We start from the raw sequence: 26923 nt of genomic DNA on the forward strand, positions 1-26923 counted from the left end.
ATTGCTTCGAACCTTGGAGCCTCCCGCAAGTTGTGGAGATGAGTTCGAGGATAAAGCATGCAGAGATGGCCCCGCCGCTTGTGGATCGTCCGTCACGGTGAAAGCACCGGCAATGTCGCCCGGCAGGCGGCGATGGACGCGGGCCTAAGCGAAATCAACATTGACCATCGCGACATCGACGTCCCGCTCAGTGTGCGCGGCGAACAGCAGGCGATGGCTCTCGGACGCTGGTTCAAATCGGGCGATGCCGGCGCTGTGCCCGGCGTCGTGGTGGCATCGCCCTATGCCCGCGCGCGACGAACGGCGGAACTGATCGCGGCGCATGGCGGCTTTGCCGATGCCGAAATGAGTTTCGACGAACGGCTGCGGGAAAAGGAGTTCGGTGTCCTCGACAGGCTGACGGCAGCCGGCATTCTGGAGCGCTATCCCGAGCAGGCGCGGTTCCGCAGCCTGCTCGGAAAATTCTATCACCGTCCGCCGGCCGGCGAGAGCTGGTGCGACGTCATCCTCCGCCTGCGCAGCCTTCTGGACACCGTCGGCCTCCATCATGCCGGGGAAGACGTGCTGATTGTCAGCCACCAGGTGGTGGTCCTCTGCCTCCGCTACATCATCGAGTCGCTCACAGAAGAGGAGATCCTCGCCATCGACCGGCAGGGCGACGTCGCCAACTGCTCGGTCACCGAGTACCGGCTGGATCCCGACGCCGGGCGGGGCGGCCAACTGGTGCTGGAGCGCTACAATTTCGTGGCCCCGCTGCGCGAAGAGGGGGCCACGGTCACTGTCGAACCACCTGTGGTGAGCTCGCCCCAATGACACAGCAGTCCATCACGCGCGAATTCCTCCTTGCCCAGCCATTGCCGCTGCCAAAGGGCGAGGTCGACAAGGATGCTCGCGGTCGCGTCATCGTCGTGGGCGGACATCGCGAGGTCGCCGGAGCGGCACTTCTGGCGGGCCTCTCGGCCCTGCGCGCCGGCGCCGGCAAGGTCCGGATCGACACGGTGGAGAGCCGGGCCGGCCTATTGGGCGTGGCTTTTCCCGAGGCACGCGTTTGCGGACACGAAGAGACAGCCTCTGGCGACATTGCGCCCGCAGCGGCCGCGGCGATCAGCGATGCTGTGAAGGAACGCGACACCCTGATCATTGGGCCTGGCATGCTCGACGACGCATCAACTGGCGAGTTGGCGGCCCAGCTGCTCGACGCGCTGGACGGGCCGACTTTCGTTCTCGATGCCGCAGCGCTCACCGGACTTCGCCAGCAGCCCCACCGACTCAAGAGGCATGCCGGCCGCATCGTGGTGACCCCGCATGCCGGCGAGATGGCCACCTTTCTCGATATAGATCGGGACGCAGTCCAGGCGGATCCGGTTGCTGCTGCCCGCCGCGCGGCTGCCGAGACAGGAGCGGTTGTGATCATGAAAGGGAGCTGCACCCACGTCGTCAGCCCGCAAGGCGAGAGCTGGGAATGCACGCTCGGCAATGTCGGCCTTGCTACGTCAGGTTCGGGCGATACGCTGGCGGGCATCCTTGGAGCGCTCCTGGCGCGCGGCACCAAGCCACTGCTGGCCGCGCAATGGGCAGTCTATCTCCACGCAGAAGCCGGGGCGCGCCTGGCGCAAAAGCACGGTCTCCTCGGTTATCTTGCGCGGGAGATCCCCGATGAGGTGCCGCGCATCATGGCCGAATTTGCGGAGGCTTCCCGCCCCTAGCTCGTCAAGCCTCAACTCCTCGCCACATCCTCGTCTTCTGCACGAATTCTGCAAAGGCGCCGGTCATTGTCGACCCATGCGCCAGTCCCCTCCCCCTCCTGCCAACCAGAACACTTCCATGCCCCATCGCATCCGCAAGGATGGTTGGTGGCTCGTGGAAGATCCTGCTTCTGCGCGCCAGAAGGCCGTTGGCTTGCACGGCGCGCTTCTTCCTCTCCAACAGCTTGAGGCTCCTCATGAGCGAAGCGATCGCTCCCGCACGCGGCGGGTTCCCAGTTAGACATCAGGGCTGGTCGGTCATTGCCACGCTGGCTCTCGTGATTCTGGCGGATGTCTTGATCTTCTCCGCGCTGCCGGGACTTGGCTGGTTTGCCTTCATCCTCGTGACTGCTACGGCCATCTACGCACTCGGTTCTGCTGCGGTCCGCAAACGTTCTGCTGCTGGTGCTTTCGCGATGCTGGCAGCGCTGCCTCTGGTGGAATCGCCCTCCCTCCTTGCAGCATTGTTGGCCCTGGCTGGGCTCGGTGTTGCCGCGCTGTCAGCAAATGACCAGCTTCCCAAGCTGCTCGATGCCATCCCATCCGTGTTGCTGCGCTTCGCGACCTTGCTACCGTTCCGCCTTTTCGGCGATGCCCTCCTCGCCAGCAGCCACGTGTCGCAACAGGGCCTGGGTTCATCCATCCTGCGCCACGCGCTGGGCTGGCTCGTTCCGCTGCTGTTCCTTGCCATTTTCACGACCTTGTTCGTCGCGGCCAATCCGCTGATCGATGGAGCATTCACGCAGCTCAGCCTCGATTGGATCGCCCTGCCCCAGCCGATCCGTGTTTTCTTCTGGATGGCCGTGGCGGCTGCCATCTGGGGCCTGCTCCGCCCCAAGTTGCTGCCGGTGCGCAACAGCAAAGCGGAAGCCGTTATCATGGCGCGGTCCGAAAGCGCCCTGTTTGGTGCAGCTGCCATCACGCGCTCGCTCGTGCTCTTCAACGTTCTCTTTGCCGTCCAGACAGTGCTGGACCTGTTCTACCTGTGGGGCGGCGCCTCACTGCCCGATGGCCTGAGCTATGCCGACTATGCCCACCGCGGCGCATTCCCCTTGATCGCCACTGCGCTTTTCGCAGCTGTTTTCGTCCTGGCCGCCATGCGCCCGCATGGACATGGCATCAACAACACGCTCATCCGCCGCCTGGTCTACATATGGGTCGGGCAAAACGTCCTTCTTTGCATCTCCTCGATCCTTCGCCTCGACCTCTATGTCGAGGTCTACTCGCTGACGGAGCTGCGTCTGGCCGCGGGCATCTGGATGGTCCTGGTCGCAATAGGACTCGTGCTGATCGTGCTGCGCATCTGGCTCCAGCGTTCCAACAACTGGCTCATTGCCACCAATCTCCTGAGCCTCGCTTCTGTCCTATACGCCTGCGCCTGGGTTGATTTCTCGGCTCTCATCGCCGGCTTCAACGTCGAGCATAGCCGCGAGTTGAAGGGCGACGGAGTTGCGCTCGATCTCGGCTACCTGCGAGAGCTTGGCCCCACTGCTCTTCCGGCACTGGACCGCTATATCTCGGCAGTGCCTGAGGCCGAGGAGGCCATCGCACTCCGCCGCCTAATGGCAGAGGAGTTCTGGGCGGGTCGCAGCGAAGACTGGCGCGATTGGAGCTGGCGCGAACAGCGCCTCAGCCACTATCTGGACAGCGGAAGCGGGAACGGCGACAACCGGATTCTCTCGCCCAGCTAGACCAGATCATGCCGCCACGCATCCTTGTTGTCGACGATGAGCCTCATATCCGCGACGTGGTCTGCTTCGCGTTGGAGCGGGCAGGCATGGCAACGACTATCGCACGCAACGGGGCAGAGGCGCTGGTGGAGTTCCGGCGCCAGCAGCCGGCCCTGGTGGTTCTGGACGTCGGCCTGCCGGAGCTGGACGGTCTCGAAGTGTGCCGCAGGCTGCGCGAGACTTCGCAGGTGCCGATCCTCTTTCTCTCCGCTCGGGACGAGGAGGTGGACCGGATCGTCGGGCTGGAGCTTGGCGCCGATGACTACGTCACCAAGCCCTTTAGCCCGCGCGAACTGGTGGCGCGGGTGAAGGCGATCCTCAAGCGGGTCAGTCCCTCGCCCGGCGCCTCCACCGCCGGGAAACTGGAGCACGGCCTGCTACAACTCGACCGAGGAGCCCATCAGGTTCGCTATGGCGGCAGAGCGGTGGAGCTGACCGCGCTGGAATTTGCGATCCTTACCACCCTCCTGTCGCGCCCTGAAATGGTGTTCTCCCGCGATCAGCTGATAAGCGCCGCCTATGGTCCGGGCATGCATGTGGCCGATCGCACCATAGACAGCCACATCCGCAACATAAGGGCAAAGTTCGCCTCGGCGGGCTGCTCGAGTGTCGTCACCACCATCCATGGCATCGGCTTTAGGCTGGCCGAGGTGGCGGCGTGACCGAGCGCGTTCGCATTCCACGCAAGTGGCGGCCACCGCTAGCACTGGTCGTAGTGTCAGTTCTGCTTTCGGTCCTGGCTCTTCCCGCTGCAGTCATCCTGTGGGCTGGGCGTCTCGACGTCGCACGCGGCCTTTCCGCCAATGAGCTTATCGCTTTGACTGCGGCCGTTCTCCTGACGCTGATCGTCGCCTACGTGCTGGCGCGCACGATCACGAACCCTATCAACGCGCTGATCGCCCGCACCGGAGCCATTGCCCGCAGCGGCAAGCCTGCCATCCAGCCGCTCGACGCCTATGGCACGCGCGAGATCGCCCTGCTGTCGCAGAGCTTCCTCGACCTGGCCACGACCATGATCGATCGCACTGAATACATCCGCTCCTTTGCAGCCCACGTGTCGCACGAGCTCAAGTCACCGCTCACTGCCATTAGGGGCGCCGCCGAACTGATGCGCGACGAGCAGCTGGCGATGACCCCTGCCGAACGGCAGCACTTTCTCGACAACATCGTCGCCGATGCCGAGCGGCTCGATCACCTGCTGCAGCGGCTGCGGCAGCTCGCCTACGCCGAATTCCCCACCAGCATCGGACAGGTCCCGCTCGCCACGCTTGCGGCCAGCCTTGCTGCTCGTTTCCCGCAGCTCGAGATTTCAGCGCAACCGCAAGACGCCGTTCTGCCCTTGCGCGAAGACGCGGCATTCGTTGCCCTCCTCCACCTCGCCGAAAATGCCAACCAGCACGGCGCAACCGCCCTGCGCCTGAGCTTCGAAGCGCGCGCCGGGAACACCACCCTCTCCGTAGCCGACAACGGCTCGGGCATTCCTCCTTCCGATCGCGAGGCGATCTTTCAGCCCTTCTTCTCCACCCGGCGCGAATCGGGCGGCACGGGACTGGGCCTGGCGATTGCACGTGCCGCCCTGCGCTCGCAGGGCAGCGATATCGCCCTGGCCGATAGCCGTTCCGGCACAACCTTCGAAATCACCCTTCCCACCCAGTGGGCAGGCTGGTCTTTTGGGCTTCACCGGACTCAGCGGCTTGCATAGGTTGGCCCCGACGATCGGGGGACCAGCGTGAGCACAACAGCATCGACCGCTCAGGGACAGCACGACTACTTCCAGCCCATCATGGCTGGCGCGTTGGCGGCCGTCGTTGGCTATGCCAGCACCTTTACACTGGTGCTCGCGGCACTGACTGCGGCAGGCGCCTCGCCGCAACAGGCCGGCTCCGGGTTGATGACCGTGTGCATCGCCATCGGCATTCTCAACATCGCCGTCAGCTGGCGTTTGAAGGTTCCGGTCAGCTTTGCCTGGTCGACGCCTGGTGTTGCCTTTCTGCTAACAGTTGGGGAGCCTGTTGGTAGCTTTCCAGCGGTCGCCGGTGCCTTCATTGTTGCGGCTGGGCTCATCATTCTCACCGGCCTGATCCGTCCACTGGCGCGGCTCATCGCTGCAATTCCCGCACCCATTGCCAATGCCATGCTGGCCGGCATGCTGCTCAGCCTCTGCCTTGCACCGATCAATGCCGTCGCCGCTATGCCATTGCTGGCGTTACCTATTTTGCTCGCCTGGGCCCTCGGCATGCGCTTCGCCCGCCGCTACGCCGTCCCCATCGCCGTGCTCGTCACCGGCATCATGCTGGCCACCACCACCCACCTCCCTCCCGGCGCCCTCGACGGCAGCTGGCCCGCTTTTGTTCCGATTCTTCCGGTATTTACCCTCGACGCGATCATCCGCATCGGCCTACCGCTTTATATCGTCACCATGGCCTCCCAGAACCTGCCGGGGCTGGCGGTGCTGCAGGCCAACGGCTTCACGCCCCGCCCCGCCCCGCTCTTTGTTCTGACCGGTCTTGCCAGCGCCGCCACAGCGTTTTTTGGTGGTCACACCAGCAACTTGGCCGCCATCACGGCCGCCATCTGCGCCGGCCCCGAGGCGCATCCCGATCGCAATCGTCGCTGGCCCGCTCCGATTGCCGCGGGCGTCGTCTACCTGCTGATGGCGCCGGGCGCGAGCCTTGCCGCAGCCTTCCTCGCCGCCTCGCCACCCTTGCTGATCCAGGCCGTGGCAGGGCTCGCCCTTCTATCGAGCCTTGCGGCAGCGCTGTCCGGCGCGCTTGCTGCCGAGGACACAAGGCTGCCAGCCGTACTTACCTTCGCGACCACCGCCTCCGGCATCACCATCGCGGGCGTCGGCGCGCCCTTCTGGGGCCTGGTGGCCGGCATTGGCATGCTGCTGCTCTTGCGACTGGGCCTCAAGCCAGCCCCGGCGCGACCTTGAGCCTGCCGCACATCGTCATCCTTGCAGGAGGTCAGGGGCAGCGGCTCGGTCACGTCCGCAAGGCCGATCTCCGGATCGGTGGACGAACACTCCTCGGTCGCGTCGCTGACGCCCTGGGCCCGTCCGGGGTGAAAATGCTCGCCCTCGGCCCAGTCTTCGCCTATCCGCCCGCGCCAACAGGTTTCCTCGCCGTTCGCGATCTGGATACCTCCCTTGCTGGTCCGCTGGCTGGGCTTGCGGGCGCCATTGCTGCCCTGCAGGGTATGAAAATCGAAAAGGGCCTCCTTGTCTCCGTCGCCGTGGACACGCCTTTCCTGCCGCACAATTTTGTTTCCCGCTTGCAGGCAGGGCTTCATGCGACCGACGCAGCATACGCAAGTTGGCGGGACCAGCCCTACCCCACCAACGCCATCTGGCGCATCGAGGCTGTGGCCGACCTGCCTCGCCAGGTTCACGAGGGAACCGCCCCTCCAAGCCTGCGCCGCCTGCTGGAGCAGATGGATGCTGCCGCTGTAGACTGGTCTGCCGAGGCTGACATGGACCCCTTTGCCAACGTCAACACCGTCGCCGACCTGCTTACGCTAGCGAGACGGCTGATAGGAGCACCCCCGTCACCAGTTATTCACAAGCGAGGCAATTGAGGGCTTGGCAAAGCAAATCAAGTCCGCTACACGGACCTCGCTTTCGACAGAAGGCGTCGGTGTTCCGCGATAGCTCAGTTGGTAGAGCGTTCGACTGTTAATCGAATGGTCGCTGGTTCGAGTCCAGCTCGCGGAGCCATTTTCCTCCCCAGGTCCTGAATACTCACAGCGCGCAGTTTGAGCTGTCGCGTTCCCGTTGCCATGGCCGCCACACAGCGATAGGGGTCAGGTTCCGCCGACTTGGATTTCCCAAATGGACGCTGTTGCCAGCACGACCCCTGCGGTCATGCGTACCTCCTACAACATTATCTTCGCGGTCAGTGCTTCGCACCTGATCAACGACCTGCTGCAGTTCTTGCTGCCGGCCCTCTATCCGCTGCTGAAGGGGAACTACCAGCTCGACTACCTGCAGATTGGCCTCCTGACCCTGGCACAGCAGATCACCGCCTGCATTCTGCAGCCACTGCTCGGCCTTTACGGCGACGTCCGACCCAAGCCCTATATGCTGGCAGTATCGCTTACCATTGTCGCTGCTGGCGTCGTGCTGCTGGCACTGGCGACAAGCTTTCCGATGTTGCTGCTTGCTTCGGCGATCATGGGGGTGGGCTCGGCCCTCTTTCACCCCGAAGCATCGCGGGTGGCCCGGCTAGCGTCGGGCGGCAAGCTCGGCTTTGCCCAGTCGACGTTCCAGGTCGGGGGCAATGCGGGCACCGCCATCGGTCCCTTGGCCGCAGCACTGATCGTCCTGCCGCTGGGACAAGCCAGTTCGGTATGGTTCGGTTTGGTGGCTGTCGCAGGCGTGCTGATCCTCACCTGGGTTGGTCGCTGGTATGCCGCGCATCAACGCGACGCCGCAGGCAGACCCAAAGTTGCTTTGGCCAAGCCACCGATCTCGCGCCAGCGCCTTGTGGTCGCCTTCGCGGTGATCGGTGCCCTGCTTCTGAGCAAATATGTCTATATCGACATGTTCAAGAACTACTACACCTTCTACCTGATCGAGCGGTTCGGCTTGCCGGTGCAGCAGGCGCAATACCTCTTGTTCGCCTTCCTGGGCGCCATAGCGGTCGGGACGTTCTTCGGCGGCCCACTGGGTGATAGGTTCGGGCGGCTTGCTGTCATCTGGGGTTCGATCGTCGGTGCGCTGCCTTTTGCCGTGATGATACCTTTCGCCAATCTCCACGTTGCCGTTGCTCTTAGTATCGTGGTGGGCCTGATCCTCTCTTCCGCCTTCTCGGCCATAGTCGTTTATGCCCAGGAGTTGATCCCGGGCAAAGTCGGCTTGATCTCGGGCTTCGTCTTTGGCTTTGCCTTCGGCATCGGGGCCCTCGGCGCTGCCGTGCTTGGAGCATTGGCTGACCGGATCGGCATGACACAGGTCTTTGCCTTGGGATCGTTCTTGCCCGTGCTGGGTTTCCTGACCATCTTCCTGCCGACGACGGCAGAGCTACACCGCAAGGAGCCAGCATGAGCGACGGCCTCGATACCGACAACGAAAGCCAGATCACGCTGAGCCGCACGATCAGCGCCAATGTCAGCGACGTCTTCTCCGCCTGGACCGACCCTGCCCTCATCGAGCAGTGGCAGGCTGACGAGGCCGAACTCGATTCGTTCGAGGGCGGCGAATACAAGTTCACCACCTTTGGCGACGACGAAGATCCCGAAGATCACACCGTCAGCGGCGAAATCCTGCAATTTGTCGAGGACGAGAAGCTCGTGATGAGCTGGGTGCACAAGGATGATGATGAAGATGCCGAGGAACTGATCTTCGTGCTGGAAATCGCCTTCCAGGCGATCGGCGACAACGAGACGCGGGTGACCATTACCGAGCGCGGCCTGGCACATGCCGATCCAGAATCGCGAATATTCTCCATCGAGGCCTGGAGCGCAGCGCTTGAGCATTTAGCCGATGTCCTCGAGTAGGGTGATACGGCATCGTTTCGCCCGAGGTTATTGGAATGGGTGAGGTAAGCCTCGTCTGGCTGCGCAACGACCTGCGCCTCGCCGACAACCCCGCCCTCTTCGCGGCGCACCAAGGAGGCGGCGAGGTCCTTGCCCTTTACGTGCACGAGGCCGGATCCGCGGTTCGTGCCCCCGGTGCCGCCGCACGCTGGTGGCTGCACCATAGCCTGAACGCCTTGGGCAAAGACCTGGCCGAGATTGGCATCAAGCTGCTCATCCGCCAAGGCGAAGCCGCTTCCGTTGTTTGCGAGGTCGCTCGGGAACACGGCGCAAGCCAGGTCTTCTGGAACAGACGCTATGCTCCCGCAGAGCGGGAGATCGATGCCTCGGTCAAGACCACACTCAAGGAAGGGGGCGTGGATGCGCACTCCTTTCCCGGCAACGTTCTGGTGGAGCCTTGGGAAATCGCCACCGGCCAGGGCAAGCCCTACTCGGTCTACACACCATTTTGGAAGAACCTGCGGAACATGCATATACCGGTGCCGCTCGGCAGGCCGGCTGCCCAGGGCCTGCTGGCGTATGCAGAGCCGGATTCCGGCTACCAGGCACCGAAATGGAGCGTGAAGCTCAAGCCCTATTGGTCGATCGGAGAACAAGCGGCAGCGCTGGCCCTGACGCGGTTTCTGGACGAGAACCTCAGCGACTATCCGCAAGGCCGCGATTTCCCGCGTCGCGAAGCGACGTCAAGGCTGTCGCCGCATCTCCGCTTTGGCGAAATCAGCGTCCGTCAGCTCTGGCATACCGCGCAGGCCTTGGCTCATGCCGATCACCGAAAGCAGGAACTGGTGGACAAGTTCCTTTCGGAACTCGCCTGGCGCGACTTCAACTATCACCAACTCTACCACCGCACGGATATCGCCACTGCGCCGATGCAGCCGAAATATGCCGCCATGCCATGGCGCGTTGCTGCCAGAGACCTTGCGGCCTGGCAGCAGGGGCGCACCGGAATCCCCCTGGTCGACGCAGGCATGCGCGAAATGTGGGAAACCGGCTTCATGCAGAACCGCGTGCGCATGCTCACCGCCTCCCTCCTCACCAAGAATCTCCTCGTCGATTGGCGGCAAGGTGAGCAATGGTTCTGGGACTGCCTGATCGATGCGGATATCGCCAACAATCCGGCCAACTGGCAGTGGGTGGCGGGCAGCGGCATGGATGCCTCGCCCTATTTCCGCATCTTCAATCCGGTGACGCAGGGTGAGCGCTTCGACGCGGAAGGCGACTATGTGCGCCGCTGGGTCCCGGAACTCGACGAACTTCCTGACCCGTGGATCCACCAGCCCTGGGCGGCGCCTGGCGATGTCTTGGCGAAGGCGGGTGTTCAGCTGGGATCGACCTATCCATTGCCCATTGTGGATCTGAAGCAGAGCCGGCAGCGGGCGCTGGACGCCGTTCGCTCCCTGTAACGCCCGCAACGAGCAAGATATTGCGCGGGGAGAGCAGCGGCGACAAAAGCCTTCCTTGCTGTCCGCTTCTACCTTGTGGCGCCCGCCTGCCGCTCCTACCATAAGTGCTTCAAAAATCTTGAAGATAGAGCCATGGCCACTCACAAAGACCTGCTGTCCGCGATCGGCAACACGCCCCTGATCCGGCTCAATCGCGTGTCGACGCTCACAGGCTGCGATATCTGGGGAAAGGCCGAATTCCTTAACCCGGGCCAGTCAGTCAAGGACCGCGCCGCTCTCTTCATCATTCATGACGCCGTTAGATCTGGTGCCTTGAAGCCCGGCGGCACGATCGTGGAAGGCACTGCAGGCAATACCGGCATAGGGCTGACCCTGGTTGCCAATGCGCTTGGCTTCAAATCGGTGATCGTCATCCCGGAGACGCAGAGCCAGGAGAAGAAGGAAGCTCTCCGGCTCTATGGCGCAGAACTCATTGAAGTGCCCGCCAAGCCCTATAAGGATCCCAACAACTACATCAAGATTTCAGGCCGCCTGGCGGAGAAGCTCAACCGTGAGCGTCCGGAAGGCGCCATCTGGGCCAACCAGTTCGACAACGTGTCCAACAGGCGCGCCCACATCGAAACCACTGGCCCGGAGATCTGGCAGCAGACCAATGGCCGGATCGATGGCTTCATCTGCGCCGTTGGCTCGGGCGGTACGCTAGCGGGCGTGGCCGAGGCCCTGCGGGCCCGCAACCCGGATGTCAAGATTGGCCTGGCCGATCCCGAAGGCGCGGCACTCTTCAACTACTACGCCCATGGGGAGCTCAAATCCTCGGGTAACTCGATCACCGAGGGCATCGGCCAAGGCCGTATTACTGCAAACTTGGAAGGATTGACGATCGACAATCCTTACCAGATTTCCGATGCCGAGGCCCTGCCCTACATTTTCGACCTCTTGGAGCACGAAGGCCTCTGTCTGGGCGGATCGAGCGCCATCAACATCGCCGGTGCCGAGCGCATGGCGCGTGATCTCGGACCAGGCAAGACCATCGTCACGATCCTATGCGACTACGGCAATCGCTATGCCAGCAAGATCTTCAACCCAGTCTTCCTGGAAGAAAAGGGCTTGCCGGTGCCGAACTGGCTGCGTGGACGAACACCAATCGATATAGCGAGCATCATCGAGCCGGCCGCGGCATAATCGCCAGCGGGATTGTTCAATAGCCGCACGCTGCTAGAGTGCCGCCCCACGAATCCGGCGAGGCACCGTGATAGGCATTGACGATATCCTGCCGGCGATTATCGCCGACCTGCACGTGGTCGCAGCAATCACTGCTGCCTTTTATCTCCTGGCCTTTGTGTGCGCCGTGCGCGAAGTCATGAACTCGCGCACATCGCAAGGCTCCATCGCCTGGATCCTGGCGCTTGCCCTGCTGCCCTTCCCGACGGCGCTGCTCTACCTGGTTCTGGGCTGGAAGGCATTCGACGACTATGCGACCGACCGGATCCGCAATGGCCGCGCCGCACGGCCGCTGCGCGCTAAGGACCTGGCGCTGATCGATCGAGAAACCAGCCGCCTCTGGCCGGTACAGACGGCAGTGTCGGAAGTGCCGTTTCTCAACGGCAACACCGTCGAAATTCTCGTCGATGGCCAGGCCACCTTCGATTCCATCTTCGAGGGAATTGCCACCGCCAAAAAGTACCTTCTGGTTCAATTCTACATCGTGCGCGACGACGCTCTGGGCGAAGAGCTCGCCAAGCGGCTCATCGAACGCGCCAAGGCGGGTGTCGAGGTCTTCCTCCTCTACGACGATATCGGCAGCACCGGCATGCCCAAGCGCTACCGCACCCAGTTGCGCGAGGCCGGCATCAAGGTCGCGGGCTTCAACCAGCGGCACAAATTCCTACGTGTCTACGGCCCAAGCCGCATCAACTATCGCAATCACCGCAAGATCGTAGTGGTCGACGGCGAGCATGCCTGGGTCGGCGGCCACAATGTCGGCATCGAATATCTCGGCCTTGACCCCAAGTTCGGTCGCTGGCGCGACACCCATGTGCGCGTCTCGGGGCCTGCCGCACTGGGCTGTGCCCTGCTCTTCCGCGAGGACTGGGAATGGGCGACGGGGCAGATGCTGCCTGCTACGCCTCCCGAGAGCGTCGCCACGCCTGGCGAAGAATCGGTGCTTGTCATGGGCAGTGGCCCCGCCGATAAGCTTGAAGAATGCGCCATTGCCTTCACTGACATCATCGGCCGCGCGCGCGAAAGGCTCTGGATTGTCAGCCCCTATTTCGTTCCCGACACCGACATTCGTACTGCGCTTTTCGCCGCGAAGCTGCGTGGCGTCGACGTGCGCGTCATGCTGCCCAATGAGCCGGACCACGTCATGGTGTGGCTGGCCAGCATCGCCCACGCTGACGCTATGGTTGAACATGGGGTGTCGATCTATCGCTTCACTGACGGGTTCCTCCATCAGAAGGTGGTGCTGATGGACGATCAGATCGCCTCAATCGGCAGCGTCAATTTCGATAACCGGTCATTCGCGATCAACTTCGAAATCACCCTCTGGTTCACCGATCCCAAGACGATCTCCGAGGTCGAAAACATGCTAGTCGACGACTTCAAGCAATGTCGGCAGGTGGATATAGAGGAAGTAAAAAAGCGCTCCTTGCCCATGCGCTTCCTGACCCAGGCAGCGCGCCTCCTTTCTCCCGTCTTGTGAGGTTCCGATGACCGACTTCCTGTTCCGCGACGACAGTTACCTCCGCTCGACACCGGCTACGGTTGTTGCCGTGTTGCCTGAGGGCGGCGTGGTGCTCGATCGCACGGTTTTCTATGCGGCCTCAGGCGGGCAACCGGGTGACAGCGGGCGGCTGCTGTGGGAGGATGGAACATCTGTGGTTGTCGAGACGGCCATCCATCCTGATGGAGACAAGACCCAGATCGTCCATGTTCCTGCACCAGACCAGGCGGTGTTGTCTGTCGGTGACACCGTGACAGCAGAGATCGACTGGGAGCGGCGCTATCGCTTAATGCGCATGCACACGGCTCTGCACCTTCTTTCGGTGGTTTTTGCCTATCCCGTGACGGGTGGCTCGATCGGCGAGGACAAGGGGCGTCTCGATTTCGACATGCCCGAGGCGCCCACGGATATCGAAGCCAAGGAAGAGGCGCTCAACGCGCTCGCCACGCATGACTTCCCGGTCACGCAGGAGTGGATCACCGACGAAGAGATGGCGGCCAATCCGAACCTGATCAAGACGATGAACGTCAAGCCGCCCATGGGCCAAGGTCGCGTGCGGCTGATCCGGATTGGCGATGTCGACCTGCAGCCCTGTGGCGGCACCCACGTGCGCAATACGAGCGAGATCGGCGCCATGAAGCTGGGCAAGATCGAGAAGAAGGGTAAGCAGAACAGGCGCATAAGCCTATTCTTTGCCGAATAGAATCCGCTAGCGGACCGGAGCGGCATAGAGCAGACCGCCATTGGACCAGAGCCCGTTCTGGCCGCGCAGCAAGGCAGCGCCTGTCAACGGCCCGAAGTGGCGGTCATAGAGTTCGCCGTAGTTCCCTACGGCACGGATCGCATCGGCCATGAAGGACGGGCGCAGCCCCAATGGCGTCCCATAGTCGCCGTCCGCTCCCAGGAGACGACGCACCGCTGGCGTACGTGCGGCCTGCAGCGAATCGACATTGAGCGCCGTCACCCCCAGTTCCTCGGCGTTGATCAGGGCAAACAGCGTCCAGCGTACTATGTTGAACCATCGCTGGTCCCCTTCGCGCACTACGGGTCCGAGCACCTCCTTGGAGAAACGCTCGGGCAGGATGCGATGCGCGGTAGGATCCGGCAGCGCGCGGCGGATGGCTTGCAACTGGCGCCCGGACGCAGATACGACCTCGCACCGTCCAGACTGGTAGGCAATGGCTAGGTCCGCCACATCTTCATACGGCACTTCGGAGTAGGTCGCCTGGTTGGCAAAGAAGAATTCCTGCAGGCGCTCCAGCTCCTCACCCGAGTTGACCACGCAAATGCTGACGTCATCAAGCTCGAAGGCGGAAACCAGGCCCATGTTCTGGGGCACCAGAAAGGCCTGTCCGTCAAAAAAGGACGTGCCGACGAAACTGGCACCGTAGAGCGTGTCACGCTGGCTGCTCCAGGGGCCGTTCCGGGTCAATACGTCGACCAAGCCGGTCTGCAGCGGTGCAAAGCGCGACTCACCGCGCAGCGAGCGGAATTCAATCTTTGTGGGGTCGTTAAAAATCGCTGCCGCCAAAGCCCGGCAGAGGTCGACGTCGAAACCCGACCAGCGGCCCTCCGCGTCCTGCTGGGCGAAGCCGGGCAGCGGGTTTGTCGCACCGCATACCAGGAAGCCCCGGTCGCGAACCGTCTGCAGTGTCTCGATGCGTTGCGCGCTTGCCGGTCCGGCGAACGCGCAGACACAGGCAAAGACCGCCAGCAGCGGCAGCAGTCGCTTAGAAAATCTGCTCAAGATGACGCTTCCCCTTGTCGCGGCATATTGGCAGGCGCGGCATCAGGGTCAAGCACCGGGATGGCGATTGCACATCCCGATACTCTTGGCAGCGTTCGGATCAGTGCAGGATCTGACTGAGGAACAGCTTGGTCCGCTCGTGCTGCGGATTGGAAAAGAAGTTCTGTGGATCGTTCTGCTCGATTACCTGCCCCTGATCCATGAAGATGACCCGGTTAGCCACCTGGCGCGCAAAGCCCATTTCGTGGGTCACGCAGATCATGGTCATGCCCTCTTCGGCGAGGCTGATCATCACCTCGAGCACTTCCTTCACCATTTCCGGGTCGAGCGCCGAGGTCGGCTCGTCAAACAGCATGATCGAGGGCTTCATGCACAGCGACCGGGCTATGGCTACGCGCTGCTGCTGGCCGCCTGAAAGCTGCCCGGGGAACTTGTTGGCCTGCTCAGGGATCTTCACCCGTTCCAAATAGTGCATCGCCGTCGCTTCCGCCTCGGCCTTGGGAATGCCGCGCACCCAGATCGGCGCCAGCGTCAGGTTCTGCAGGATGGTCAGGTGCGGGAAAAGGTTGAAGTGCTGGAACACCATGCCGACGTCGCGCCGCACCTCGTCGATGCGCTTGAGATCCGCAGTAAGCTCGGTGCCGTTGACGATGATCTGGCCTTCCTGGTGCTCTTCCAGGCGGTTGATGCAGCGGATCAGCGTCGACTTCCCCGAACCTGACGGTCCCGCAATGACGATGCGCTCTCCTCGCATAACCTTGAGGTTGATGTCGCGCAACACGTGGAAGTCGGCATACCACTTGTGCATGCCGATGACGTCGATGGCCACGTCCGTTTGGGATACCTGCATGCCCGACGCGTGTAGGCGAGGATCATTAGTGGTTTCGGAGATGGTCATGACTTACCTCTTGTGCCCGGTATCCAGCCGCCGCTCCATCCAGAGCGAATAGCGGGACATGGCGAAACAGAAAATCCAGAAAACAAAGGCGGCAAAGACGTAGCCGGTGACTGCCTGCGTCGGCGACGCCCAGTCGATGTCGGAACTTGCCGCCTGTACGGTATTGAGGAGATCGAAGATGCCGACGATGGACACAAGCGAGGTGTCCTTGAAGAGGGCGATGAAGCTGTTGACGATGCCGGGAATGACGTGCTTAAGCGCCTGCGGTAGCACGACGAAGTACATCCGTTTCCAGTAGCCAAGGCCAAGCGAAGCAGCGGCCTCATATTGCCCCCGCGGCAGCGCCTGCAGACCACCGCGCACCACTTCCGCCAGGTAGGCGGAGGTGAAAAGCGTCACGCCCACCAGAGCCCGCAGCAGCTTGTCCACGGAGGTGCCGGCCGGCATGAACAGCGGCAGCATGATCGAGGCCATAAACAGCACACTGATCAACGGCACGGCGCGCCAGAGCTCGATGAACATGACGCAAAGCGTTTTGATGATCGGCAGCTTCGATTGACGCCCCAGGGCCAGAAGAACGCCGATCGGGAAGGAGCAGATGATGCCCACCAGCGAGATGATCAGCGTCACCATCAGCCCGCCCCACTGTTCGGTGGGCACGTAACGCAGGCCGAACACGCCACCATTGAGCAAGTAGAAGCTCACAATGGGAAAGACGATGAAAAACAGCAGCGCATTGATGCGCTTGAACGGCGCTGATGGCGTCAGCAGCGGGATGATCAGTGCGGCCAACAGCACGAAGACGATGTTTGGCCGCCAGTATTCCTCGATAGGGTAGAAGCCATAGATGAAGAAGTTGAAGCGAGCGTGGATATAGGCCCAGCAGGCTCCAGCGCCCTCCAAACGGCACTCTTCCACCGTTCCGCCCGGCATGACAGCATGCCCAAGAAGGAAGTTGTAGATCGGCGGCACGGCCCAGGCGAGAAACAGCAGCCCGATCACCGTGATCAGCGTGTTGGCCGGCGTCGAGAACAGGTTCTTCTGCGCCCAGAGGATCGGGCCACCTGTGCGGCCGGGAGCGGCCTTGGCGGGCACGAAGTCCTTGCGAACGTATCCGAAGTCCATGGCCATGATCAGCGCTCCACCAGGGCCACGCGGCCGTTGTACCAGTTCATGAAGGCCGAGGTCAGCAGTGAAATGGTGAGATAGACCGCCATTGTCAGCGCTACCACCTCGATGGCCTTGCCAGTCTGGTTGAGGGTTGTGCCCATGAACACGTTGACCAGTTCGGCGTAGCCGATCGCAGCGCCCAGCGAGGAGTTCTTCGTCAGGTTGAGATACTGGCTGGTGAGCGGTGGCACGATGACCCGCATGGCCTGCGGGATGATCACCAGCCGCAGCCGATCACCATCCTTGAGGCCCAGCGACTGGGCAGCTTCGGTCTGGCCGTGGCTGACGGCACGGATGCCGCCGCGCACGTTTTCGGCAATAAAGGCCGCAGTATAGATGGAGAGGCCAAATACCAGGGCGACGAATTCCGGCGGTAGTTGCAGCCCGCCCTGGAAGTTGAAGCGCTGCAGCACCGGCACTTCGAAAGCCAGTTCGGCGCCGATCAGATAGTAGAGCGCCAACGGGATGCCGACGACGACCAGGATCGGCAGTGCGACGGGAAACTTGCTGGCATCGACCGGCGTCCTGCCGATGCGTTCCAGCATGATCCAGCCCACAGTGAGGCCGATCGCAGCGGCAACCAGCAACAGGATGGCCGGTGGCACAGAGCTGAACATGCCCGGCAGGAGAAAGCCGGTGACGGTGAAGGCTAGCACGGCCGCAATGAATGCGCCGACGAAAGGCCGGTAAGGCGTGAAGGAGATGCCCACCAGAACCAGTGCACCCGCCGCTGCGACCATCGGCGTGGCCAAGGTCGGAATCACCTGCCCCAAAGCGATGAAGGCAATGAAGCCAAGGGCAAATGTGACGACCGCGTTCGCGATGCGCGCTGAAGCCACGATGGATGCGGGATAGCGACCCGTGCGGGTGCGTTGCCGCGTAGCCCAGACCCCGATGGCGATGGCAGCAAGCAGGCAGACGACGAATGCAACCGCAACCCAGGTAAACTCGTGGTCGGGAAGTGGCTTGGGCACCATGATGCCGCGGAGATTTACATAGACCCCGAGCGGTAGAAGGAAGGAATCGCGAACCGCGGGCATCGCCTTCAGCACCGCAAAGTACCAGAAGAACAGCTGCAGCAGCAGCGGGATATTGCGGATGGTCTCAATATAGACGGTGGCGACGCGGGCGATCAGCCAGTTTGAGGAAAGCCGCGCGATACCAAGTGAAAAGCCGATGATGGTGGCAAAGAAAATGCCGATGACCGCTGCCAGCAGCGTGTTGAGCAGCCCGGCCAGGAAGGCTTCCCAATAGAGCGAGGCACGGCTCCAAGGGATCAGCGAGAAGCCGATGTCGAACCCGGCCGTCCGGAACAGGAAGTCAAAGCCCGTCGTCTTGTTCTGGATCGCAAGGTTCTGCGCCGTGTTCAGGACGATCCAGCCGAGAAAGCCGACCACCAGGAAGACGACGAGCAGTTGGTAGATGACGCCGCGGAAGACCGGGTCGTTCAGCAGCGAAGTCCGGGGCGCCGGTCCGCTGAAATTATCGTGCACCGCCATTGGGCATGCATTCCTTTGCTGTGGAACGAGCGCACATCCTGCTCAGTGGCAAACCATGCCTATGGCCGTCGCGTCCCATCGCGCCGGACCCTTGCTGAGGCGTGACATACTCGTTCAAACCAAATCCGGCGCCCCTTGGGAGGAGCGCCGGGCTTGCGATTGGCTTAGCGGATCGGTGCGGCGTACTGCAGGCCGCCGTCGGTCCACAGCGCGTTAAGGCCGCGCTCCAGGCCAATATCGGTGTTGACGCCGACATTGCGCTCAAAGGATTCGCCATAGTTGCCGACCAGTTTGATGACCTGGTAGGCCCAGTCCTTGGTCAGGCCGATCGGGGTACCGAAGTCGCCTTCCACGCCCAGCAGGCGCTTGATCGCCGGGTTGTCGGAGCCAAGCATCTCGTCGACATTGGCCTGGGTGACGCCCAGTTCCTCGGCCTCAAGCAGCGCGAAGTAAACCCAGCGATTGATCTTGAACCACTGGTCATCGCCCTGGCGAACCACAGGACCAAGAGGTTCCTTGGAGATGATCTCGGGCAGGATGACGTGATCATCCGGCACGGCAAGCTTGGAACGCTCGGCAGCCAGCGCTGAACCGTCGGTCGTATAGACGTCGCAACGGCCGTCTTCATAGGCCTTCACCACTTCGTCCTGGTCGACGAAGACGACGGTGTTGAACTCGAGATTATTGGCAGCGAAATAGTCGGCGGCGTTGAGCTCGGTCGTGGTGCCGGACTCGATGCAGATGGCAGCGCCCGACAGATCCAGCGCCGAGGCGATGCCGTCAGACTTGCGGACCATGAAGCCTTGGCCGTCATAGTACATGGTGCCGATGAAGCTGATGCCCAGATCGGTATCGCGGCTCATGGTCCAAGTCGTGGTGCGCGACAGGATGTCGATTTCGCCAGCGGACAGGGCAGCGAAGCGCTCCTGGCTGGTCAATGGCGTGAAGCGCACCTTATCGGCGTCGTTGAACACCGCTGCCGCAACAGCGCGGCAGAAGTCGACTTCCAGGCCTGTCCAGACGTTGTTGGCATCGGGCGCCGAGAAGCCGGGGACACCGCCGGTGACACCGCACTGCACGTAGTCCTTGGCCTTAACATCGTCGAGAGTCGCTGCTTGTGCAGCGGTCGCCCCGAGGCCCAGAGAGGCCGCGACTGCGATCGTTACGAGCGTTTTTTGCATTGAGATTGCCTTGTGTTTCCTGACTTTGTCCCCAGAGCTCATCAGGCTCGCGCCAGCGTCCCCAGTGGCACCGCCGTCTTTGATGACGGTCGTGATGCTGATAAGCATGCAAGCGTCTATTGACCGTTGCGTCAAGGGCTCTTGGCCGTATGGGACAGCATGGCTGTCGCTTATTTAGACAGCAAAATGAATCTGAACTCTTATTGAGCAGCGGGCCTATCATGAATGAGAAGAAAAGCGGCATCTCGGCCGAGACGATCCTGACCCACCACGGGCGTGCGCCCGAGGATCAGTTCGGATTCGTCAACACGCCGGTTTACCGCGGCTCGACCGTACTGTTCAAAACGCTGGCAGACATCGAAGCGCAACAGCAGCGCTTCCTTTATGGCCGGGCGGGCAATCCTACCACTGAGAGCGTGGAGGCCGTCATCACGGAGCTTGAGGGAGCCTATCGCACACGTCTTGTGCCTTCGGGTCTCGCCGCCATCACGGTGGCCCTCCTTGGCTGCCTCCAGGCCGGCGACGACATCCTCATCAGCGACAGCGCCTACGAGCCGGGCCGGCAGTTCAGCGATGGGTTCCTGACGCGCATGGGCGTCACTGCGCGCTACTATGATCCACGCATCGGCGCAGATTTGGCGCAAATGATGCGGCCCAATACCAAGGCGGTGCTGGCTGAGAGCCCAGGCTCGCTGACCTTCGAGGTGCAGGACATCCCTGCCTTGGCGGCCGTTGCTCATGCCGGTGGCGCCAGGCTGATCGTCGACAACAGCTGGGCCAGTCCGCTTTTCCTCAAGCCGATGGCGCTCGGCGCCGACATCGTGGTTCACGCGGGAACCAAGATGTTCGTGGGTCACTCCGATGCCTTTGCGGGCACCATCTCGGCCACCGAAGAGGCCTGGGCCGGAGTGGAGCGAGTGCGGCGTGAACTGGGATTTTTCACCTCCGGGGATGACGCCTATCTCGTCGCCCGCGGCTTGCGCACCCTAGCCATCCGCATGAAGGAACACCAGCAGCGGGCGCTCGAGATCGCCTCCTGGCTGGAGGGGCAGAATGAAGTCGTGCAGGTGCTGCACCCGGCCCTGCCGAGCCACCCCGACCATGCCCTGTGGAAGCGGGACTTCACCGGATCAGGCAGCCTGTTCAGCGTGCTCTTGCGCCCTGCCCCAAGGGACTCGGTTGCGGCCTTTCTCGATCATCTCGAGCTTTTCACCATGGGCTATTCATGGGGCGGTTATGAGAGCCTCTGCCTGCCGGTAAAACTGGGAAAGAACCGCACGGCAAAGCCATGGACTGCCGAGGGCAATCTCTTCCGCCTCCATATCGGCCTTGAAGGCGTCGATGACCTCAAGGCCGATTTGGCGGCAGCGATTGCCCGTTACGCTGCGCGGCGGTGAAAGATGCGGCGCCAGGCAGTTCGCAGGTTCGGTGTGCCGCGGAAGCGCACCGAACCGTCTGGCAGTTGTGCGAACAGCCAGCGCCGCCTGCCATAGAAGTTGCGCACGGCGTAGGCGCCGAGTGTGCCGATAACGAAGCCGGCCACGACGTCAGTCGGGTAGTGCATGCCAATCACCACCCGTGAGATTCCAGTCATGACGGCGATCAGCAGAATCAGCCGGAAATAACGCGGCGCCATGAAGCCCACAACAAAGGCCGTGCCGATCGCCGTAGTCGCGTGGCCGGAGGGGAAGCTCTGGAAGGTCCAGTCATTGATCAGGTGCTGGAACTGGAATGTGCCAGCATCGGCGAAAAGCTCGGGCCGCGCCCTGCCGAACAGCCGCTTGAGGAGATTGACCAGCAGGCCAGGCAGTCCCACGCCGACGAAGATGAAGCTGGCAACAAGGCACAGTTCGTATGTTGCTCGCCGATAGAGGCCGCGCGGCACCAGCCTCGCCGCCAGCGCTGCCAGGACAAACACCAGAAGCGAGGGAATGAGCACCCAGTCCGAAAGGCCGAACTCGGTAATGAAGGCGAAAGGCGCCTGCCACGCCGGAGGCCACGCCATCAGGCTCTGGGACACGTAGGCGTCGAGAAACACGAGGATGAACAGCACACCGATGATGGCAGCAGCAAAGTCGGGCCAGTTCTTGCGATCAAGGCCGAGCGGCCAGCGCTGCGTGAGTTTTGTCATGGCTGTTTTTTCACCGGAGCGGTCTACTGCGTCAATGGCTTGTACAATGACGTGGTGACGCTTGCCCTTTCATTTCGAACAGGCTAACGGAGAGCGGTGAATTCGGAGTGTAGCTCAGCCTGGTAGAGCACCGGTTTTGGGAACCGGGGGTCCAAAGTTCGAATCTTTGTACTCCGACCATCACAACTCAAGCGTTTAGCGCATCGTGTTGAGGACTTTGCATGACCGCCCGTATCTACCGCCCTGCCCGCAACGCCATGCAATCGGGCAAGGGGAAATCCAAGAGCTGGATGCTGGTACACGAGCCTGCCGAGTCCAAGAGCATCGACCCGCTTATGGGTTACACCACTTCCGGCGACACCCGCCAGCAGATCAAGCTGAGCTTCGAGACCCAGGAAGAGGCCGAAGCCTACGCACAGCGCAATGGCATCGCCTATACGGTGCAGCCGGCGCACGAAGCGACGCCAAAGCGGCAGAGCTATACCGACAACTTCCGGGCCGACCGCAAGACACCCTGGACTCACTGAGCCAGTGAACCAGTGAGCCAGTGAGCCAGTTTGGAGAAGTCTAATGCGCTGCAAACCTTTGCGGCGCATTTTGTATTTCATGGCGGAGGGAAGCGGGCCTATCTGGCATTTGCCTCGGCAGGCACTATCTGACAGGCTCATGGCGAAGGTGGAGACCTCAATGATTTTTGCTAAGCGCTGCCTGCTGCCTCTCATTGCCTCTGCCGTGATCGCCTGCCCTGCCGTTGCGGCTCCCGGTCTATGGGAAGTGCGTGATGACGACAGCGCCATCTGGCTGTTTGGCTCCTTCCACGTTCTGCCCGAAAACACGGAATGGCGAACCGAGCTTTTCGACCGCTTGCTTGCTGCCGCCGACAAGGTAGTCTTTGAGACCGATGTTAGCCCCGCTGCGATGGCCGCCGTTGGAGCAGAAGCCTTCACGCGCGGCATCTATGTGGACGGCACCCTGCTGACTGACGTCATCACCGCCGAGGCAGAGGCAAGGCTGCGCGAGGAAACAAGCACATACGGGCTTCAGGTCGGTCCTCTACTGGCGATGCGGCCATGGATGGCGGCCAATGCCATAAGCGTTGCGGCCATGGCTACCAGCGGCTACACCGAGCAGGGTGTGGAGTTTCAGCTACAGCCCGAGCTTGCAATCGAAAAGCTGGTTTTCCTCGAGACCGGCGCAGAGCAGATCGAGGTTCTCGCTGGCGCGCCCGAGGACGAGCAAGTGGCGCTCCTCGTTTCCACTCTCGACCAACTCGATATCCTGCCCAAGATGATGAGCAAGATGATCCGCAATTGGTCCGGCGGCACGCCGGAGCGCTTGGCGCAGATGTTCCTGATGGAGATGGGCGGCTTCGAGGAGGCTTTTCTCGACCGGCTGCTCTATGCGCGCAACCGCAACTGGATCTCGCCGCTGCAAGGCATGCTGGAGCGCAACGAGGAAAACATGGTCGTGGTCGGTGCGGCGCATCTGATCGGACAGGACAGCGTCCTCGACCTGCTGGAACAGGCCGGCTACGAGGTCGAACGCATCCAGTAGACCGGGCGCCACAGGCGCCCGGCATGACAGGGGTCAGACGTCGCTAAGCTTCGTCCACTTGCCGTCGTTCTTGCTCGACTCGACCGAGGCCACGATGAACTGCATGCCTTCGACGCCATCTTCCAGCGTGGGAAGCAGCCCCTCATAGGCCCCGCCTTCGCCGCGAATGACAGCAGCGAACTGGCTGTAAAGCGTAGCGAAGGCTTCGAGGTAGCCTTCCGGATGACCGGAGGGGATTCGAACATTCATGGTGGAGGCGGCATTGCCAGAGATTGCACCACCACGAGTCAGCAACTGCTTGGGCTTACCGAACTCGGTGAACCACATGTAGTTGGGGTTGTCCTGGCGCCACTCAAGCCCGCCCTTGTCGCCATAAACGCGCAACTGCAGCCCGTTTTCGCAACCCACGGCGACCTGGCTGGCCCAGAGCATACCCTTGGCGCCACCCGCGAACCGCAGCATGATGTGCACGTTGTCATCGAGCTGGCGCCCTTCGACAAAGCTCGTCAAGTCAGCTGACACGGCTTCAGTCTGCAAGCCGGTCACGAAACGCAACAGGTTATAGGCGTGGGTGCCGATATCGCCGATGGCGCCGCCAGCGCCAGACCGTGCCGGATCGGTGCGCCACGAGGCCTGCTTGTTGTCGTCGCCGGTCGGTTCGGTCAGCCAGTCCTGCGGGTATTCCGCCTGAATGACCCGGATCTTGCCCAGAGCACCCGACGCGACGAGTTCTCGCGCCTGCCGGACCAGCGGATAGCCGGTATAGTTGTGGGTGAGAAGGAAGCGGGCGCCGTTCTTGGGCTTGATTTCGCGCAGCTTGCGGGCGTCTTCGAGCGTCGAGGTGATTGGCTTGTCACAAATGACGTGAATGCCAGCCTCGAGAAAGGCCTTGGCCGGACCGTAGTGCATATGGTTGGGCGTGACGATCGACACCGCTTCGATGCCGTTCGGACGTGCCGCCTCGGCGCGCGCCATCTCCTCATAGGAGGTGTAGATGCGGTCCTCGGCCAAACCGAGATTTCGTCCCGACTCCTGGGCAACTTCCGGGCGCGACGACAGCGCGCCCGCCACCAGATCGTAGTCGCCATCGATACGGGACGCCACGCGGTGCACGTAGCCAATGAATGCGCCGGTGCCGCCACCGACCATGCCGAGACGTATCCGTCTTGCGCCGTTTTCAGCCATTCCTGCCTCCTGGATTTTCTGTCTAGTGCCTGACCATGGGTCAAGGCAGGCCGCAGCGCTGCCGCGGCCTGGTCACATGTCTCAGCTTAGGCCGAGCATCTTGCGATTGGCGGCCTGATCCGTACCGGCACCGGCAAAGTCGTCGAAAGCCTTCTCGGTCACGCGGATGATGTAGCTCTTGATCAGCTCCGCACCCTCGCGCGCACCGTCTTCCGGATGCTTGAGCGCGCATTCCCATTCCAGCACCGCCCAGCCGTCAAAGTCGTTGGCGGCCATTTTGGCAAAGATCGACGGGAAATCCACCTGGCCATCGCCGATCGAGCGGAAGCGCCCTGCCCGGTTCACCCAGGACTGGAAGCCGCCATAGACGCCCTGCCGGCCGGTCGGGTTGAACTCGGCATCCTTCACGTGGAAGGCCTTGATGCGGTCCTTGTAGATGTCGATGTAGTCGAGATAGTCGAGCTGCTGCAGCACTAAATGGCTCGGATCGTACAGGATGTTGGCGCGCGGATGGTTGTTCACGCGCTCGAGGAACATCTCGTAGGACACGCCGTCATGGAGGTCCTCGCCAGGATGGATTTCGTAGCAGACATCGACGCCGGCTTCATCGAAGGCGTTTAGTATCGGCGTCCAGCGGCGGGCAAGCTCATCGAAGGCCTCCTCGACAAGGCCGGCAGGCCGCTGCGGCCAGGGGTAGAGATAGGGCCAGGCCAGCGCGCCGGAGAAGGTCGCATGCGCCTTGAGACCGAGGTTCTGCGACGCCTTGGCGGCGTTCAGCATGGTCTGGACGGCCCATTCCTGCCGCGCCTTGGGATTGCCGTGGACGGAGGATGGAGCGAAACCATCGAAGGCGGTGTCGTAGGCTGGGTGAACGGCGACAAGCTGCCCCTGAAGATGAGTCGAGAGTTCGGTGATCTCAAGCCCATGGCTATTCACGATTCCCTTGATCTCGTCGGCGTAAGCTTTGGAAGATGCGGCCTTTTCCAGATCGAGAAAGCTGGACACCCAGGTCGGGATCTGAACGCCCTTGTAGCCTAGATCCGCAGCCCATTTGCAAATGCCGTCGAGCGAGTTGAACGGCGCCTGGTCGCCCGCGAACTGGGCCAGGAAGATAGCCGGGCCTTTGATTGTGCGCATGTCGTTGCTCCTCTGCTGGCGCTTGGCGCCTTGTTCTTTGCCGTAACATAGAAACAGGCGGCGGATAGCCGCCGCCTGACTGATCTATCTGGTGCTCAATGTTGACCGGGCTGGGGTCCCTGTCAACGAGGTACGCACCTCACTACTTCAGCAAGGCCGCGGCGTTGGACGGGCTCAGAGCCAAGGGACGCTCGCAGGTAGTTGAGAGCGTTAGAACCTGACCCGACTCGCCGGCCTTGAGCAGGCTTGTCATGACGTCCACGGCATGGAGCGCGACATCCAGACCGCATCGGGCGCGGTAACCGCCTTCGATGGACGCCATCATGTCAGCGAGGCCTGCGGCACGATAGTTAGCCCGCGGGTTTTCCTTGTCGAGATCCTGATTGGCCTTGCCGAAGGGATGATCCCACGGCGTTACCTTGCTGCGTTCGCCGGCAATGTTGGCCGTCACGAGGTCGCCGCCGAAGAAGTTCGGATCGGGCACGAAGATGGAGCCGTCGGTGCCGTAGAGCTCGATATTGTGGTGACCATGGGCCGCCACGTCCCAGCTCGCCCCGATGGTCACGATGGCCCCGGAGTGGAACTCGAGGACGCCGTGGATCGTCGTGGGGGTATTCACCTTGACGAAGGTACCCTTGTACGGCCCTTCAGCGGTGACCTCGCGTTCCGTCCGAGCCATGTTGGTGAAGGCCGACAGGCGCTTGATCGGCCCCAGCAGGTGGATCAGGTCGGTGATGTAGTAGGGTCCGAGGTCCAGGATCGGACCGGCGCCAGGCTGAAAGAAGAACTCCGGATTGGGGTGCCAGTGCTCCATGCCGCGGCTCATGACATGCATGGTGCCGCTCATGATCTTGCCGAGCTGGCCGCTATCGATGATCTCGCGCGCCTGCTGGTGTGCGCCACCGAGGAAGGTGTCGGGCGCCGAACCCACTTGCAAGCCACGATCATCCGCGGCCTTCTTGAGCGCCATGCCCTCTTCCAGGGACAGGACGAAGGGCTTCTCGGAATAAGCGTGCTTGCCGGCCGAGACGATGTCCATCGAGACCGAGTAGTGGGTCGCAGGGATCGTGAGGTTCACGATGACGTCAATTTCGCTGTTCTTGAGCAGTTCGTCAGGCGTCTGGGCCCGCACGCCGAACTCCTCCGCCCGCTTCTGCGCGGCCGCCGGAAGGATGTCGGCGACGGCACGTACTTCGAGCCCCTTGAACAGCGGCGCGAGGCGCAGGTAAGCGCTCGAAATGTTGCCGGCACCCATGATGCCGACGCCGAAAGTCTTGGTCATGGCG

25 protein-coding genes and 2 tRNA genes are annotated in these 26923 nt (G+C 62.2%); 18 read left to right on the forward strand and 9 right to left on the reverse strand.

Features of this window, described 5'->3' with window-relative positions:
- Window positions 1–57: 57 nt before the first annotated feature.
- The 14 genes from VIL88_RS13165 (at window position 58) to VIL88_RS13230 (ending at window position 13838) form a co-directional block, all read left to right on the forward strand.
- Window positions 58–813, forward strand: coding sequence for a histidine phosphatase family protein (locus VIL88_RS13165; RefSeq protein WP_331989564.1), 756 nt, complete (start codon window positions 58–60; stop codon window positions 811–813).
- Window positions 810–1706: an NAD(P)H-hydrate dehydratase gene (locus VIL88_RS13170; RefSeq protein WP_331989566.1), complete on the forward strand. Its 897-nt coding sequence runs from the start codon at window positions 810–812 to the stop codon at window positions 1704–1706. The genes VIL88_RS13165 and VIL88_RS13170 overlap by 4 nt, the downstream gene beginning before the upstream one ends.
- Window positions 1707–1942: 236 nt before the next feature.
- Window positions 1943–3436 carry a DUF4173 domain-containing protein gene (locus VIL88_RS13175; RefSeq protein ID WP_331989568.1) on the forward strand — a complete coding sequence of 498 codons (1494 nt, stop codon included), beginning with the start codon at window positions 1943–1945 and terminating at the stop codon, window positions 3434–3436.
- Between the two features lie 8 nt (window positions 3437–3444).
- Window positions 3445–4137: a response regulator gene (locus VIL88_RS13180; RefSeq protein ID WP_331989570.1), complete on the forward strand. Its 693-nt coding sequence runs from the start codon at window positions 3445–3447 to the stop codon at window positions 4135–4137.
- On the forward strand, window positions 4134–5177 hold the full coding sequence (locus VIL88_RS13185; protein ID WP_331989572.1) for a HAMP domain-containing sensor histidine kinase: 1044 nt from the start codon (window positions 4134–4136) through the stop codon (window positions 5175–5177). The genes VIL88_RS13180 and VIL88_RS13185 overlap by 4 nt, the downstream gene beginning before the upstream one ends.
- Before the next feature lie 27 nt (window positions 5178–5204).
- Window positions 5205–6410, forward strand: a complete 1206-nt coding sequence (locus tag VIL88_RS13190) for a benzoate/H(+) symporter BenE family transporter (protein ID WP_331989574.1) — start codon at window positions 5205–5207, stop codon at window positions 6408–6410.
- The gene (gene mobA / locus VIL88_RS13195) at window positions 6407–7051 is read left to right on the forward strand and encodes a molybdenum cofactor guanylyltransferase (RefSeq protein WP_331989576.1); all 645 of its coding nucleotides are present in this window, start codon (window positions 6407–6409) and stop codon (window positions 7049–7051) included. Before VIL88_RS13190 ends, mobA begins: the two co-directional genes overlap by 4 nt.
- Before the next feature lie 63 nt (window positions 7052–7114).
- A tRNA-Asn gene (locus VIL88_RS13200) sits at window positions 7115–7190 on the forward strand.
- 114 nt (window positions 7191–7304) lie between these two features.
- Window positions 7305–8519: an MFS transporter gene (locus tag VIL88_RS13205; protein WP_331989578.1), complete on the forward strand. Its 1215-nt coding sequence runs from the start codon at window positions 7305–7307 to the stop codon at window positions 8517–8519.
- Entirely contained in the window at window positions 8516–8971 is a 456-nt protein-coding gene (locus VIL88_RS13210) for an SRPBCC domain-containing protein (RefSeq protein WP_331989580.1), read from the forward strand. Before VIL88_RS13205 ends, VIL88_RS13210 begins: the two co-directional genes overlap by 4 nt.
- Window positions 8972–9006: 35 nt before the next feature.
- Window positions 9007–10413 (forward strand): deoxyribodipyrimidine photo-lyase, encoded by a 1407-nt coding sequence (locus VIL88_RS13215; protein WP_331989582.1) that lies wholly within the window; start codon window positions 9007–9009, stop codon window positions 10411–10413.
- Between the two features lie 132 nt (window positions 10414–10545).
- Window positions 10546–11595 (forward strand): cysteine synthase A, encoded by a 1050-nt coding sequence (locus VIL88_RS13220; RefSeq protein ID WP_331989584.1) that lies wholly within the window; start codon window positions 10546–10548, stop codon window positions 11593–11595.
- 67 nt (window positions 11596–11662) lie between these two features.
- On the forward strand, window positions 11663–13114 hold the full coding sequence (gene cls / locus VIL88_RS13225) for a cardiolipin synthase (protein WP_331989586.1): 1452 nt from the start codon (window positions 11663–11665) through the stop codon (window positions 13112–13114).
- A 7-nt stretch (window positions 13115–13121) separates the two neighbouring features.
- A complete protein-coding gene (locus tag VIL88_RS13230) occupies window positions 13122–13838 on the forward strand; it encodes an alanyl-tRNA editing protein (RefSeq protein WP_331989588.1) in 717 nt (238 codons plus the stop codon).
- Window positions 13839–13844: 6 nt separating this feature from the next.
- Here VIL88_RS13230 and VIL88_RS13235 read toward each other — a convergent pair whose 3' ends face one another.
- The 5 genes from VIL88_RS13235 to VIL88_RS13255 form a co-directional block, all read right to left on the reverse strand.
- Window positions 13845–14882 (reverse strand): amino acid ABC transporter substrate-binding protein, encoded by a 1038-nt coding sequence (locus VIL88_RS13235; RefSeq protein ID WP_331989590.1) that lies wholly within the window; start codon window positions 14880–14882, stop codon window positions 13845–13847.
- A 100-nt stretch (window positions 14883–14982) separates the two neighbouring features.
- Window positions 14983–15780, reverse strand: a complete 798-nt coding sequence (locus tag VIL88_RS13240; RefSeq protein ID WP_331989592.1) for an amino acid ABC transporter ATP-binding protein — start codon at window positions 15778–15780, stop codon at window positions 14983–14985.
- 3 nt (window positions 15781–15783) lie between these two features.
- Window positions 15784–16914, reverse strand: a complete 1131-nt coding sequence (locus tag VIL88_RS13245; protein WP_414650151.1) for an amino acid ABC transporter permease — start codon at window positions 16912–16914, stop codon at window positions 15784–15786.
- Window positions 16914–18449 carry an ABC transporter permease subunit gene (locus VIL88_RS13250; RefSeq protein ID WP_331989596.1) on the reverse strand — a complete coding sequence of 512 codons (1536 nt, stop codon included), beginning with the start codon at window positions 18447–18449 and terminating at the stop codon, window positions 16914–16916. The genes VIL88_RS13245 and VIL88_RS13250 overlap by 1 nt, the downstream gene beginning before the upstream one ends.
- A 164-nt stretch (window positions 18450–18613) precedes the next feature.
- On the reverse strand, window positions 18614–19630 hold the full coding sequence (locus VIL88_RS13255) for an amino acid ABC transporter substrate-binding protein (protein ID WP_331989598.1): 1017 nt from the start codon (window positions 19628–19630) through the stop codon (window positions 18614–18616).
- Between the two features lie 221 nt (window positions 19631–19851).
- On the opposite strand from VIL88_RS13255, the gene metC reads away from it, so the two are divergent.
- The gene (gene metC / locus VIL88_RS13260) at window positions 19852–21027 is read left to right on the forward strand and encodes a cystathionine beta-lyase (protein ID WP_331989600.1); all 1176 of its coding nucleotides are present in this window, start codon (window positions 19852–19854) and stop codon (window positions 21025–21027) included.
- On the opposite strand, the gene VIL88_RS13265 is transcribed toward metC, so the two are convergent.
- Window positions 21009–21761, reverse strand: a complete 753-nt coding sequence (locus VIL88_RS13265) for a phosphatase PAP2 family protein (protein ID WP_331989602.1) — start codon at window positions 21759–21761, stop codon at window positions 21009–21011. The genes metC and VIL88_RS13265 overlap by 19 nt on opposite strands.
- Window positions 21762–21864: 103 nt before the next feature.
- Here VIL88_RS13265 and VIL88_RS13270 point away from each other — a divergent pair.
- From VIL88_RS13270 to VIL88_RS13280, 3 genes are all read left to right on the forward strand, one after another.
- A tRNA-Pro gene (locus VIL88_RS13270) sits at window positions 21865–21941 on the forward strand.
- Between the two features lie 41 nt (window positions 21942–21982).
- Window positions 21983–22288 (forward strand): ETC complex I subunit, encoded by a 306-nt coding sequence (locus tag VIL88_RS13275; RefSeq protein ID WP_331989604.1) that lies wholly within the window; start codon window positions 21983–21985, stop codon window positions 22286–22288.
- 160 nt (window positions 22289–22448) lie between these two features.
- Window positions 22449–23315, forward strand: coding sequence for a TraB/GumN family protein (locus VIL88_RS13280; protein ID WP_331989606.1), 867 nt, complete (start codon window positions 22449–22451; stop codon window positions 23313–23315).
- 33 nt (window positions 23316–23348) lie between these two features.
- Here VIL88_RS13280 and VIL88_RS13285 read toward each other — a convergent pair whose 3' ends face one another.
- The 3 genes from VIL88_RS13285 to VIL88_RS13295 all read right to left on the reverse strand — a co-directional run bounded on the left by VIL88_RS13285 (window position 23349) and on the right by VIL88_RS13295 (window position 26919).
- The gene (locus VIL88_RS13285) at window positions 23349–24500 is read right to left on the reverse strand and encodes a Gfo/Idh/MocA family oxidoreductase (RefSeq protein WP_331989608.1); all 1152 of its coding nucleotides are present in this window, start codon (window positions 24498–24500) and stop codon (window positions 23349–23351) included.
- A gap of 81 nt (window positions 24501–24581) precedes the next feature.
- Window positions 24582–25637 (reverse strand): sugar phosphate isomerase/epimerase, encoded by a 1056-nt coding sequence (locus VIL88_RS13290; protein ID WP_331989610.1) that lies wholly within the window; start codon window positions 25635–25637, stop codon window positions 24582–24584.
- 142 nt (window positions 25638–25779) lie between these two features.
- Window positions 25780–26919, reverse strand: coding sequence for a Gfo/Idh/MocA family oxidoreductase (locus VIL88_RS13295; RefSeq protein ID WP_331989612.1), 1140 nt, complete (start codon window positions 26917–26919; stop codon window positions 25780–25782).
- Window positions 26920–26923: the final 4 nt, after the last annotated feature.

It is taken from the genome of Devosia sp., assembly GCF_036563435.1.
Lineage (GTDB): Bacteria > Pseudomonadota > Alphaproteobacteria > Rhizobiales > Devosiaceae > Devosia.